Annotated in this window: 12 protein-coding genes; 10 read left to right on the top strand and 2 right to left on the bottom strand. The window is 42.4% G+C overall.

The window, feature by feature from the left end; all coding sequences use genetic code 11:
• Positions 1–163: 163 nt before the first annotated feature.
• The 9 genes from Q0852_RS19950 to Q0852_RS19910 all read left to right on the top strand — a co-directional run bounded on the left by Q0852_RS19950 (position 164) and on the right by Q0852_RS19910 (position 8,566).
• Positions 164–400 (top strand): hypothetical protein, encoded by a 237-nt coding sequence (locus Q0852_RS19950; RefSeq protein WP_299021226.1) that lies wholly within the window; start codon positions 164–166, stop codon positions 398–400.
• A 23-nt stretch (positions 401–423) separates the two neighbouring features.
• Positions 424–570, top strand: a complete 147-nt coding sequence (locus tag Q0852_RS19945) for a hypothetical protein (RefSeq protein WP_299021224.1) — start codon at positions 424–426, stop codon at positions 568–570.
• 157 nt (positions 571–727) lie between these two features.
• Complete coding sequence (locus tag Q0852_RS19940) at positions 728–1,399, top strand: hypothetical protein (protein WP_299021223.1); 672 nt, start codon at positions 728–730, stop codon at positions 1,397–1,399.
• A gap of 513 nt (positions 1,400–1,912) precedes the next feature.
• On the top strand, positions 1,913–3,091 hold the full coding sequence (locus tag Q0852_RS19935; RefSeq protein ID WP_299021221.1) for a DNA-binding protein: 1,179 nt from the start codon (positions 1,913–1,915) through the stop codon (positions 3,089–3,091).
• A 134-nt stretch (positions 3,092–3,225) separates the two neighbouring features.
• Complete coding sequence (locus tag Q0852_RS19930; RefSeq protein ID WP_299021218.1) at positions 3,226–3,843, top strand: GNAT family N-acetyltransferase; 618 nt, start codon at positions 3,226–3,228, stop codon at positions 3,841–3,843.
• A gap of 409 nt (positions 3,844–4,252) precedes the next feature.
• On the top strand, positions 4,253–4,945 hold the full coding sequence (locus Q0852_RS19925; protein WP_299021215.1) for a hypothetical protein: 693 nt from the start codon (positions 4,253–4,255) through the stop codon (positions 4,943–4,945).
• 1,255 nt (positions 4,946–6,200) lie between these two features.
• Entirely contained in the window at positions 6,201–6,590 is a 390-nt protein-coding gene (locus Q0852_RS19920; protein WP_299021212.1) for a hypothetical protein, read from the top strand.
• A 10-nt stretch (positions 6,591–6,600) separates the two neighbouring features.
• Positions 6,601–6,858: a hypothetical protein gene (locus tag Q0852_RS19915; RefSeq protein ID WP_299021210.1), complete on the top strand. Its 258-nt coding sequence runs from the start codon at positions 6,601–6,603 to the stop codon at positions 6,856–6,858.
• A gap of 79 nt (positions 6,859–6,937) precedes the next feature.
• The gene (locus Q0852_RS19910) at positions 6,938–8,566 is read left to right on the top strand and encodes a DNA cytosine methyltransferase (protein ID WP_299021208.1); all 1,629 of its coding nucleotides are present in this window, start codon (positions 6,938–6,940) and stop codon (positions 8,564–8,566) included.
• Between the two features lie 340 nt (positions 8,567–8,906).
• Here the strand turns inward: Q0852_RS19910 and Q0852_RS19905 are convergent, their stop codons facing one another.
• Positions 8,907–10,352, bottom strand: a complete 1,446-nt coding sequence (locus tag Q0852_RS19905; protein WP_299021205.1) for a tyrosine-type recombinase/integrase — start codon at positions 10,350–10,352, stop codon at positions 8,907–8,909.
• A gap of 172 nt (positions 10,353–10,524) precedes the next feature.
• Positions 10,525–10,893 (bottom strand): hypothetical protein, encoded by a 369-nt coding sequence (locus Q0852_RS19900; RefSeq protein ID WP_299021203.1) that lies wholly within the window; start codon positions 10,891–10,893, stop codon positions 10,525–10,527.
• A gap of 473 nt (positions 10,894–11,366) precedes the next feature.
• Here Q0852_RS19900 and Q0852_RS19895 point away from each other — a divergent pair, with 473 nt between their 5' ends.
• Positions 11,367–12,380: a hypothetical protein gene (locus Q0852_RS19895; RefSeq protein WP_299021200.1), complete on the top strand. Its 1,014-nt coding sequence runs from the start codon at positions 11,367–11,369 to the stop codon at positions 12,378–12,380.
• The last annotated feature ends 80 nt before the right edge of the window (positions 12,381–12,460 follow it).

Raw genomic sequence — 12,460 nt, 5'->3', positions numbered from 1 at the left:
ACCATCCAATAAAGCCCAAACTAATATCACACCAATCAAAACCAACCATTCTTGGCTAACTCAACCATTGAGGGTTTTGGACCTGTCGTTGCTCAGGCACTAGCAACCGCTATAAGCGCCCGCCCTGAAACGCGTCAGTTTCAACAACCCTCAAGGAGGCTATATGCATCCTTTCCAATCTCAAATAGAGCAATTCATTTCAACTCTCAGCGACGAACAGAAGATGTCATTCAACGACATTCTGAAATTTTTCAATGAAGAGCTTAAAAAAACCAATGAGTTCAATGCTGAACTAGCCGGTTACTACAAGGAAACATCGAAGAAGTACATCGATATGGCTAACCGGTACAGCGAACTAAAACTGATGACTAGCCGGCCGTATTCAAGCGCTATTCATTAACCCCAAAAAACTGGAGAAATCTCATGGCTATGAAAAATCGTAAATTTGGCGATTTCCGCCTAAGTTATGGAAAATATTCAAAGGATTATCGCGACACCACTTTTGAGCAAGTAAAGCGAGTCGCATTGTCAGCACCGCGTTTCACATCATGGATAATCACACCACTTTAACCCCAACCACGGCCTGTTCTGCAGGTCGTGGTTGTTTTTTTATTGTTTCCTTCACCGGTTTGTTTACCTAGTCATTACCTAAGCATTCTGCCTATTTGATGTATCCCTTCTTTACAGAGGAGCCAAACTACCCAACACCCAAAAGGAGAGGTGAGTCATGTGGAAATCTCATAATGTGTGTGACCACGAGCAACCCCTTGATCCATTCACGGCTCGTACAAAGTCGCAACGGGGTAAGCCGTCATTAGGTTATCCCAGCAAACTGGAACTGCTCCAACAAGCTGCGGAAAATGCAAAATCAAGGCTCCGGCATATTGATGGCTTGATAAAGTACGACAACGAAGGCTTTGAGGCTCCGTTTTTATCGAGAGCACAAGCAATGCGCAGCAAACTATACAGAGATGCCAAACAGACAGGTCTTTTCGCTTACCCGGCCAAAATCATGAGCCAGTCTTTACCGTTTCTTGAAGAAGACATGCTGGAGCGCCAGCCAAATGATTTCGGTAATTATGACAACCTGAACCCTGATGATCATCCTCAACTCTGGTCCGTTGGCATATCCGAAGCCCCGTTGAGCAAATTACAGAAGAAAGGCTACGGTCCGGTTGTCGCCAATTACCTAGAAAAACAACTGCTTTCCGTTTTCAATGAGTTATTGCGCTTAAATAGCCCTGAATCCGTGCTCATGAAAAATATGACAACTGACTTTCAGATACATATAGTCACGGCGCACAACCTGGCTAAAGTTCTACACATGGTCGATCATGACTGCTCATTAACAGAATTTCCATACCGGATGAAAGCACTGATAGAAGCACAAAAAATATAATAATCCATCTGTAGGGGAATAAACGGTCCAGTTAACCATCACGAACGCTTTACTGGGCCGTTTAAGAAACATTCCGTTTCAGAGCCCTATGAAAGCCTATCCAAGATCTATCCATCCTACTTTCTATTGCCCCCTGTATTGCTTCGCTATTCGCTGTTTGAAATCCGGAGTTGAGGATTTGTTAACTTTGCATCGAAAAAATGACCATGTGCGTTACCGTGTCACGGTGGCTGGGGAAGGTAGATATGATAGTAAAATAGTCTTCGATCAACCACTCAAGATGCTGTTTGTCTGTTTTACATCTGTCTCATTTTCTCTTTTAATATCAGTAGATTATTATAGCTGGCTGCAATATTCCTGTTTATGGTTTTGGATGAGTAAATGTGTCGGTATTGTAATTATCTGGTGTAATTACAGTAATTACAGTAATTACTGTAAATTCTTCCAATTTCCTGACTATCAATATATACTTATTGCCTACTAACCCTTTATGTAAAATAGGATTTTAGGAAAATGGTCGCGCCCAAAGTCAGTGAAGAGATAATATTCGAACTCTGTAATAACATCGTGTCACAAGGTGAGAAACCGACCACGATCCGTTTGCATAAATTGTTAGGGGCAGGTTCATTCTCGACGATTCAGAAACACCTTCGAGCATGGGAAGAATCTGAAGCCGGACAAGAAGCAAAACAAGCTCAATTACCCGATGAAGTTACACTTCCTCAAGCGGGTAAAGATGCCCTAGAAGGCGCCATGAAAATCCTGTGGGCTGCTGCAAAGGAGTCTACTGAAGCCACGATGAAAGTGCACCAGCAGACGGTAGAGCTAAAATGGGCAGAGCTTGAACAGCTGGCAGAAGAAGTATTGACGGCTAATGAGCAGCAAGCCGAGAAACTGCTGGATCTTGGCAACACGATTAATAACCTGAATAAAGAACTGGAAAGTCGTGCCGTAACAATCTCCAAACTAGAAGCAAAGAATGAAGGCTTGGAAGAAAAGCTCAAGGGAATTAATGAAGCGCACCAAGGCGATCTGGATACTAAAGACGAAGAAATAGAAGGCCTTAACAAGCAATTGGAATCAGCTGGAAATACTGAATCTCAGTTGCGTGATGAAATTGATCAGCTACGAGATGATTTGAAACAGGCCAATAAAAATCATAACGATGAAATTACCGAGCATGGTAAGACTGCTAAGTCGCTTAGCCAGAGCCAGATAGACCTGACTGCAGAGAAAGAGAAACTCGAGTCAGCCAAGAAAGAAAATGGCAATCTTCAGCAACTGCTTGATGCTGAAAAAGATCAAAACAGCCAGCTGCAGAAGAAACTTGTCAAGCTACAAAGTGTTGAGCGCGACTTGGCTGAAGCGCAAGGTAAACTGGCTGTACAGGATGTCATGGCAAACAACCTTGAAGATACTAAGCAGACAGTCAGCGACTTACGTTATGAGTTAAATATGACTCGTGAACGTGAGACAAACCTGTCTTCGACCCTAAAAATGTATACTGATGATCTGGCCAAAAGCCGTGATGATCTAGCAAAAAGCCATGATGATCTGGCTAAAAGCCGTGATGATCTGGCCAAAAGCCATGATGAACTCGGGAAAGCAGGCTCGACAATTGAGCAGCTAACATCTCAAGTTGAAGAACTTAATACGGAACTCACTACGTTGAGAAATACTGACGATAAGTAAACACGGTTATCCCCAAAAACAGTGGATATGTGTTATTTATTCTGTGATTTAAAGTGGTTATAAAAAATCAGCCTGACTATAAACGCTCAGTATTTTAATCGCAGACGTCTCTGGAAGATCAAAGGATGACAGCCGTGAAAAGGAATATGACTGCAGCAGAAGCTTTGACTAAGGTATTTGGTCAAAGGGCACAGAGGGACTGTACTGAATGTGGTTATGTTTATGTTAAAGGTAATCTAGAAGACGAACAGGTACATGACAAGCATCATAAAAAGCGGTTAGCTATTGTTGATGCCCAACCGAGCCCCCTGTTAGCCACGATGGCTTCAAAAGAAGGGGTTATCGAGGTTCCCGGGTGTGACTCTGCGACTCCTGAGTGGCTGAATGACAGGGTGTATGGTTGTGCCTGGGCCCTTGCAAAAGAGAGGCGGTACGACTCAGCGCCATGGTCTTCAGTTCCTGGGACAATGCCTCGTGGAAGTGAAGCTTTAGCTTTTCTGATTGTTGATTCTGACGGCAGGCAATTGGGGGCAGTCGCTTTTGCAAGGGCTGAATACAAAGATGCTGAATTTGATTGGCAGTTAGCTTGGATTTGGCTATCACCGCTATACCGTAGGCAGGGTATAACTTCGCAATTATGGCCATATCTGACAAATCGATTTGGTGAGTTTTATGTTCAACCACCGGCATCAGAAGAATTTGACTCCTTTTTGCGAGCACACAAAGCCTGGCCATACAATGGATCTATTTAGTTGTTCAGGGAGCCTAGCCAAGAAGCAACCATCTTATGAAGCTGTCCTCTCCAGGCTCTCTGTATACTGGACCGACAATATGAACAAGCTGATCTTCATTTAACTCAACAATAATAGGTAATCCACTTTCATTGTCTATCGCCTGCCGGCCGTCGAAGTGAAACTTTTGGAATGTCGTCATTGGTCAGCCTCCTTATGGATACTGAAGTAATACATCTTTTATGGATGTACGATAGGGTTTAAGCACGCGAAAGTTTATGATTGTATGTGTTTTTTTGATTTTTATGACCATAAAAACCCTAATACATATATTGACTAAGGTAGTTAAATTTTGAAATGGTATTTTTTTATCAATCTAATGTGGCTATAGTATGGTGTTCTATCTATATGATTAGTCAAGGAAAAGACAATGCGTGACAATCTACCGGTTATTGAAGCTAGCTGCCCTATGCCGGATGATGGCCTAATCCCGCGGGAGTTCCTTGATGAGTACAACTCGCGTGTCTGCGACGCTTACAACCGGTTACTTCAAGATCTGATTGATCAAATTCAGAGCGAAAGTGTGGAATTTGATTACAAGCTCGATGAGGGCAAGATCAAGCTGGATATCTCTAATGAAGATGAGATTGATGAAGATGAGCAAAAGCGGGTAAAAAACCAGTTTAAAGTGATCACCGGTCGCTGTGGGGCACGCTGCTCAGCGGCATCAAAAACATTGCAGGCCAAAGTTCATGTTTGGCACCTACAGTCCCGTGTAGATAGGTATGGTGACGACATTACACCTGCAGTGGCAAACCAACTTGCCAAGCATGTCATCGGGCGTGGAATCGCTCTTGCTCAGCGCCTTGTATTCAATAAGCCTGGACGTTCGGCAGCTAACAAGTCGCGGCTTAACATCCACGGAATGGAACCTGATGCATTTCCGCCTGTGATCAATGAGATTATCAATGAGCTGTACGAATATCAGGGAATGACTAGGGGACACATTATTGCTACCCAGCTATTCTACCGCGATCAGTGGAATAACGCGTGGCAACAGACGAAAGAAATTCTTTCAGAAGATATATCTAATGACGATTGTGATTCATGCAGTAATAGTTAGCATAAAATGCAGGCTAAGTTAGCATAAGCGCCATATATAGATATATCGTTACCTATGTGCCCACAGATGGTAATTATTAACCTTTTTTTGCTAGCTTTTATTGCAATTTATTTAGGTTAGAGCGTTGCACATAAATGGCTAACTTATTGTTTTGTGTTAAACATGTATGCTGACTTTTCTTGCACATATCAGATTGTACATAGAAAGTTGGCAGAAATTTACTGCGAATACTCCCAACTTTGCCTTATCGTCGCTCTTCAACGTTGGTAATCACTTGAATCTCAGGCTCCTGGGAGTTTAATAATATCCAGAGTATTGACGATCGACCAATTTCCGGAATTCTCGTAATATCGATTTCAAGCATTAGCTGGTAAAGCCGGTTACTGTTTTTCAGACATAAAAAAGCCGCTATTCAGCGGCAGTTTTATCAGAATGGTTACTAAGATAAGCGGTCTTAGGCCTTTCTGGAAGGTTTGAATATGAAGTAATCAGCTTCATTTCAAATAACCTTGAGGCTGAACCCCAAAGAACACATTTAAATAGTATTCGATTTGGTTCGCTTTTGCCAATTAAATGAGTTCCATATGTGAGGGGGTCGATTGTTTTGTGTTCGATGTTTTGTCTATAATTCTTGAACCAACAGTGTGATTTAGTAGGCAAAACCCTTCGGCAACCTTAAACATGAGAGCTGATCAAACTCATATGCTTTAAGACCTATCATGGAGCCTAATCAACTCCTAGTCCTTAACCGAAGAGGAGGCTGAATCCCAAAGAACACGTTGGAAACCCTTGCTAGGTATAGGCAATTCTAAGGAGCCGCGAGGTGGTTACAGCCTTCCGTGAAAGCTCAAAGAGCTGGGAGGCGCGTATGTTATTGGCATTTCTTAAAATGTTAGCGGTAGTTATACCGGTGGTGATTTTCATCCTTGAAAGTCAGCAGTAATGTACCATGGAAAAGAGGTGGGACCATGATGGTCCTGCCTCTGGACCAAAACGCTCCCCTTCCTATTCAGATATAACAGATTTATCAGATTAGTAATCAAACAGGCAATATCACCTGCTTAACGGATAATGACGCCCCGTTCTCTACCTACAATCAACACCGAATAACACGATAATCCATCAAATTCACATCGATGGTAATCGGCCCCTGCCGTTGCACAGTTAATTGCAGCCGCCTTAAAAGCGTTCGCCCTGAGAAGCATATTCTCAATTATCCCACCTTTTATACCCCAACTAATCTGGAGAAATCATTATGATCGTTATAGACAGCAACCTGCCTACATCTATTAGGCAAATGTTTGGTGAAGATGTTAAGACAATTGCGACCTCGGTAGCTTTTTGTATGAGCCTACCTGAGCATGAATTATCTTTGATTGACGCACCAACCATGGACGAAGGCCATACGAAAAATATATATGACCTTAAATCTCCAAAGTTTTACCGCTCTGTCAGTACCAACCATAACCTATGGGAGACGGTGCCTGATGATTTTGTGATTGATGCTGTTGAAGCAGACAAAATCCGAGCGCGATGCCCCCATACCGGCTATTGGATTGATGCCGCAGTAATTTTAGGCAGGCTTGGAAAGTCCTCAATCAGCTGCAAGGAAGTCGTCAATATACTGAAAGCAGCCTGGCACTGAGGAGGGAAATATGAGTGTATCAATAGCCGAAAAGCTAATGAGTAAGTCAGAGCAGATGATCGAAACAAACACAAACGGCTTACTGCTAAAAGCGAAACTCATTGCGGAAAGTGGTGGGCAAACATTGATGGTCAGTGCACACAAATGTGGTGTGTTATTGGCAGAATATTACTGTGAGTCGGTGAACGACATTGATAAGGCATACAAGTTAGCCTGTCAAAATGTCATTGGCGAAGCACAGGAAGTTATTGCCTCGCTCAACAGCTAATTTAATTATTTTACCCCCGGGGGAAATGACATTTCCCTCCTGGGGAATGTTGTTTCTCCAACCTAATTGGAGAAACCTTATGGCTACATTAATTAATACAAAGCTTGGTGAGAACCGCGGTAAAAGGCGTGTTTGGCTCGAAGGCGGATGCTTGTCGAAAGAAGGTATTGAGCCAGGTATGGCTTATGAAGTCATCTTCAGTGATAGCGATGTTCGTGTAAAGATCACTGAAAATGGTAGCTTTCGGGTGTCCAAGCGTTCAATGAACAATCGGACCAAGCCACTGATCGAACTTCGCTTTGACGAGCTCGCCGACATCTTTGCTGGTGTAGAAACGCTCAGGGTCGCAATTCGTGGACATGAATTGGTTGTCACAGCCCACGAGCAGGAATGCAGACGCATCGAGCGGGAACGGCGCCTCAAGGAGAAGTTACAGAAGGGTGAAGCCCTTTCCGTAATGTCACTTTTTACCGGCGGTGCTGTTCTTGATACGGCTGTTCACGATGGCCTGGCATTATCTGGGGTATCCTCTTATTGTTCTGTGGCTATCGAAACAGAGCAAAAGTACCTTGATAGTGCCTATTACAATAGCAAGATCTTTACTGAAGATTCGGTATTGATTAACAGTCCGATCGAGCAGGTCTATGTCGGCGATAAGACGCCGTATGTTGAGATCGCCGTGGCCGGAATTCCCTGTACTGGAGCAAGCCGTTCAGGGAAAGCCAAGAACAAATTGAAGTTCGCCGAGGAGCATACTGCTGCAGGTGCTATGTTCTTCAATTTTCTACAGTTTATGAAAGCAACAAATGCTGCTGTGATCGTAGTAGAAAACGTCCCCGATTACCGTAATACTTCTAGTTACGCCGTAATTCAGTCAGTATTGAATCAACTTGGGTATGTTATTCAGGACCGGGTACTTAATGGCAACGACTATGGGTGCCTTGAGAGAAGGGAGCGAATGGCAATGGTTGCTGTATCTAAAGGCCTGGCTGGTTCTATGGATATGGACAATATTCTACCTTTACGCCAGAAAGAACCACAGCTATCCGATATCTTGGAGTCCATCCCGGATAATGATCCTCGTTGGAAAACGTATGATTATTTGGCAGACAAAGCCATTAAGGATAAGGCGGCTGGTAAGGGATTTGCCCGTCAGCTTCTAAAAGGTTCTGAAGGTCATTGCGGTACAATCGGACGCGACTATATGAAAGCTCGCAGCACTGAGCCCTTTATTGTTCATCCGACAGATCCTTCGTTGAGCCGGCTGCTGACCGTGAAGGAGCACTGTGCCGTTAAAGGTGTGCCAGGTTATCTTGTTAAGAATCTGAGCGACACCGTTGCACATCAGATTCTTGGTCAAGGTGTTTGCTATCCGGTTTTTAAGGCTGTTGGGAAGTCTATGGGTGAAGCGCTGTTAGCGTGCTGTGATTTACAGACAGTAACAGTATCTGCAGTGAAACATCCCGCTCCAGATTGGATAGGTGGTGATGATGTTGAACCTGCGCTGGCAGTTTATCAGCCTGAAACCGGTGAGGTGCGACTGGTGGATGAACGATACCAGTTGCTGGTACTTCACGACGAACAGGAACAGACCAACGGTAATGGCGTTATCATGTTGCATGATAAAGATAACGTTGATGATGTCAGTTATATGCCAATTTCTCAGGTTATTGATGAGTATAGAGTGATAGGAGCTGTAGCTGCCTAGATATGTAATATGCCGGCCATAGGTCGGCATTATTTTTGTGCTGTAATGCACTATAACTTTAAATATGCCAACTAAATAATTAATTAACTATTCATACTAAATAACTGCTAATCAGCGTGTAATTACCCTATTCAATATATGAATTAGGGTTTAGATGTGTTCATTTTTTATAAATATACAAGACAATAAAACACAATCATTAAATCTTACTGGGATACGACGAACAAAAAAACACAGCGTGAAATTGCTGCTGTTGAACGTCGTTTCCACCACGAAAGCAGCATTATGTAATAACTGCTAACTGAAATTATTAAACCTGCCGCTGGCAGGTTTTTTTTTGCTAATTTCTTTTCACGATCGTCTGTCGTAATGCCTCTTCGCCTCGCTGGTCATAGCGCTGCGTGGTAGATAAGGAGCTGTGGCCCAACACTTGACTGACCGAAAGCAAATCGTAACCCTGGCTAAGCAGGTTGGTCGCCAGCGAATGTCGGAAGTCATGGGGGGAAATTTGTCGATGAAAACCCTTTTGCGTCACCCACTTACATATATCATTAATCGTCTGAGTACTGATTGCTTTACCAGTCGGCACTTTTGATTTCGAAATCCCACAAAAAACCGGTTCTTTTGCCAGGTTTGCCCCTTCAGATACGATACTGTCTCGCACCGACAGCCAAGCCTTTAGCTTGTCAATCATCTCACCTTCCGGGTCAAAATATACGTTACGTTCCTTGTTACCTTTACCGATGATAGTAAAACAATTTTCTTCCCAGTTGATGTTAGCCAGCGACAACGAGACAGCTTCAGAGCGGCGCAGGCCGGAGTCGTACAGCATAGTAAAAATAGCCTGGTCCCGAATTCCGCGAAGTGGATTAAGGTGGGTGCTGGCAATGTCTAAAATGTTATCGAGTTCTTGGTAACTGATATACCGGCCCGATGATTTACGGGAGCCCCGAGGGAGCTTGATCGCTTTAATCCGCTGCAGGCGCTCGACACTGATGTTCTCTGCCAGCCAATGGTGTTCGGCGACTCCTCTGAGCATTCTAAACAAATTATCTGCAGTGGCAGGACTGTAATCCCTCTCTTTTTCACCTTTTAAAACAACACCTTGAGCAAGGTATTCACTCATGGTCGCTTTCACAACAGGCGCTGTCAGCAGGCCATCCCAATCAAAGCGGTGGATACAAGAGGTGATACAAAAAGCACTGAATCCTTCCAGGGCCTGGTGGGCAGTAAGGCTGATTTCATCGTCGGTGATTGACGGTATAAAAGAAGGAATTGACTCCGAAAGCCAGCCATATTCCAGTGGATCTACTTCACTCAGATCTGATTTTGACAGGCGGCTAAGCCATAGTTCTTGCTGCAACTCAGTCAGTTGTCCGGCATCAACAGCTGACCGGGCTACTGCAGAAATTCCCTCTATGACCGGCGTCAGGTGCATATTGATATAGGGTTGGTCGGCGTCAACTTTGGCGCCAGTATAGCAGGCTTTTTGCTGGGCTTTGTAATGAAGGAAGCCCGCAATGGCGCGTTCGGTCAGTTCTGGGTTTGTCAGCAATAACAACCAATCCATTTTGGCCAGCGAATTACCGATCAGGAACCGGCAGAATCTTTCGAGCATAAACCGAGCATTGGCACGGCCACCTGTGGTATTTGTCGCAGCCAGCGAGTTGATGTAACTAAGCGCCGGATTAGTGACATTGTCACGGATTCGACTAACGCGGTGACTGATTGCTGTCCCTGATTTTAGTAATGCAGGAAGATGAGAATCGTTATCAATATCTGACATAAAGCGCTGAAAATACGGTTTTATCTGTTATAACGGGTATTATATAAGATAATAATTACCAGTGGCAAATGTGAGCGTGTGACGCTGTAACACTTTTAATTCTTGCTCTTTTGAGGGTGATTGGGCGTGGTTAATAGGAAAAGCCTGGTGCCAGAGACACCAGGCAGATTGGTTAGCTTTGGCTATGTAGTTTGCCATGAGTCAGCTCTTCCAGGCTTGGTAGAGGCTTAAAACCTCTAATTTTTCGATCAAATTGAATGTCGTTGTACAACTTAATGAATTGTTCATTCGTTACTTTAATATGAGAGAGTGGATTTTCTTTATTACTATCGAAGGCCTTAGGTACTGACTGCGTCATAAATTCCACGCAACTATCCATCTGGGATGGTGTTTGTTTAGTTTCTAGACATAAGCCATATTTCTTTATGTCATCTAAAGCACCATGCTTATAGTCCATAAAAAACAAACTTATTATGAAAGATAATATTGTGGCTGCTACAATTAAAATTAGAACGGGTATAGGAACTTTTTTGTTTAACATTTAGTTGTCTCCAATAATTGTTGTTTAAATGAAATAAAGCCGCAATTATAAAAGCTATGCTTTCAAAATAGGCGGCTTGCTAATTAAGATATAAATTAGATTCATATAAGTCAACAATTATTTTCTTCATTTAAAAATTAAAAAATACCGTCTTTTCAAAATAAACCTATTTCTTATTGCTCAGTTCTTTAGAATGCTGTTATAAAGCGCATGAAAAATAGCATTAATTAAAGGGAAAGATTGGAAATTAAAATAATCAAATGCTAGGCATTTTATTTAAACCGTGTGAATAATTAATGCTTGTGAGCTGCATAATTTAAAGGTTATATTTGGCAAACCCTGAAATATGAAGCAACCTATTTGATTATATTTGTTTTGTGAGTTTTAAATAATTCGATCTTGATAAGTTTATTTATGTTTAAGAAGTGCCATTATGTAGTTTATGTTATTCGTTACTACTTAAATGGAATTATATGGTCACTATCTTTCGTACGATTAATGGGAAAGTTATTCCGATAAATGTTTCAGAAGCCTATGATTATCAGCCTGTAAGGTCTCTTCGTAAGTACGATTCAAGCCGACTCCTCGACAAAAAGCATTATTGCACTTTCGAAGCATTTACTATTCCTAATGTGCGTTGTCCAGTTTGTGGTCAATTTGTTTTTTACTATGAACACCCAAATGGTGGGAGAGTGTATTTCGAAGAACTAGGGCCTCCCTGGCTTAAGCACCCTTGTACTTCTCATGAACAACCGAAAAAGCTCAAACCTGGGGAAAGGGAATCTCTAAGAGAACTACAAAAAGTTCCTCGATGGAAACTTGAAAATTGGCAGCCCTTCAAAATACAAAAGGTAAAAAAGGTGAGCGTTGGCACCGGATTACCAAAGGGAATTGAGGTGACTGTCTATTCTGGCGATATTACAGCACAGTTCTCGCTGTCTTCAGTGAAAATGAGAACAATGAGGGTTAATTATCACTCAGTGAAAGGTCTTTTAGTTCAAGGGCGACTTGATGACTTGGGGATTTCCTTTGAATTACATGATGGTTCAAAGTCTCATGTTGTTAAAGGTAAGGTAATTCATCGAAAGACACCTGGAATGAAACTGAAGTCTATAGAAATTGAGTTACCCAACCATGACGGTCACTATGCGTTCTTGAAAGGTAGAGTAGGTCGAAAAGAAATTTTCACAATATTTGATTTAAGTGAAATGGTTTATCAAAAAGCATTAGATCATTTATTGCTTAATAAGCTGAATGTATATATTTCACAAAAGGAGACTCAAAGCTCAAAGTGGTTCGATATAGATTTTGACTTATTTAACTATAACGATCACCTATGCACATTTAAAAACCTAAAAGCATATCAGCGCGAAAACTATTTAAGCCCTTCACAAAAAGCCAAATCTATCGCTCAGACGAAGCAAAAGCGGGGTGGTAACTCTTGTATTGCAGATGCTTTTCAAAAAGCGTTTCAGAACCAAAGTTAACTAGCAATATGAGCGCTGTAACATATAAATTTCACCTTTGGCACTCATTGGCACTGTATATGGGGTTTGGTGACCATACT

It is taken from the genome of uncultured Photobacterium sp., from assembly GCF_947502415.1.
GTDB lineage: Bacteria > Pseudomonadota > Gammaproteobacteria > Enterobacterales > Vibrionaceae > Photobacterium.
This window is presented reverse-complemented; position numbering and strand designations above follow the sequence as displayed.

What these genes read in the sequence shown, in the direction of transcription:
- Q0852_RS19935 (WP_299021221.1), top strand. Translation starts at nt 1,913, where the DNA reads ATGGTCGCGCCCAAAGTCAGTGAAGAGATAATATTCGAACTCTGTAAT.
- Q0852_RS19945 (WP_299021224.1), top strand. Translation starts at nt 424, where the DNA reads ATGGCTATGAAAAATCGTAAATTTGGCGATTTCCGCCTAAGTTATGGA.
- Q0852_RS19925 (WP_299021215.1), top strand. Translation starts at nt 4,253, where the DNA reads ATGCGTGACAATCTACCGGTTATTGAAGCTAGCTGCCCTATGCCGGAT.
- Q0852_RS19900 (WP_299021203.1), bottom strand. Translation starts at nt 10,893, where the DNA reads ATGTTAAACAAAAAAGTTCCTATACCCGTTCTAATTTTAATTGTAGCA.
- Q0852_RS19905 (WP_299021205.1), bottom strand. Translation starts at nt 10,352, where the DNA reads ATGTCAGATATTGATAACGATTCTCATCTTCCTGCATTACTAAAATCA.
- Q0852_RS19950 (WP_299021226.1), top strand. Translation starts at nt 164, where the DNA reads ATGCATCCTTTCCAATCTCAAATAGAGCAATTCATTTCAACTCTCAGC.
- Q0852_RS19910 (WP_299021208.1), top strand. Translation starts at nt 6,938, where the DNA reads ATGGCTACATTAATTAATACAAAGCTTGGTGAGAACCGCGGTAAAAGG.
- Q0852_RS19895 (WP_299021200.1), top strand. Translation starts at nt 11,367, where the DNA reads ATGGTCACTATCTTTCGTACGATTAATGGGAAAGTTATTCCGATAAAT.
- Q0852_RS19920 (WP_299021212.1), top strand. Translation starts at nt 6,201, where the DNA reads ATGATCGTTATAGACAGCAACCTGCCTACATCTATTAGGCAAATGTTT.
- Q0852_RS19915 (WP_299021210.1), top strand. Translation starts at nt 6,601, where the DNA reads ATGAGTGTATCAATAGCCGAAAAGCTAATGAGTAAGTCAGAGCAGATG.
- Q0852_RS19940 (WP_299021223.1), top strand. Translation starts at nt 728, where the DNA reads ATGTGGAAATCTCATAATGTGTGTGACCACGAGCAACCCCTTGATCCA.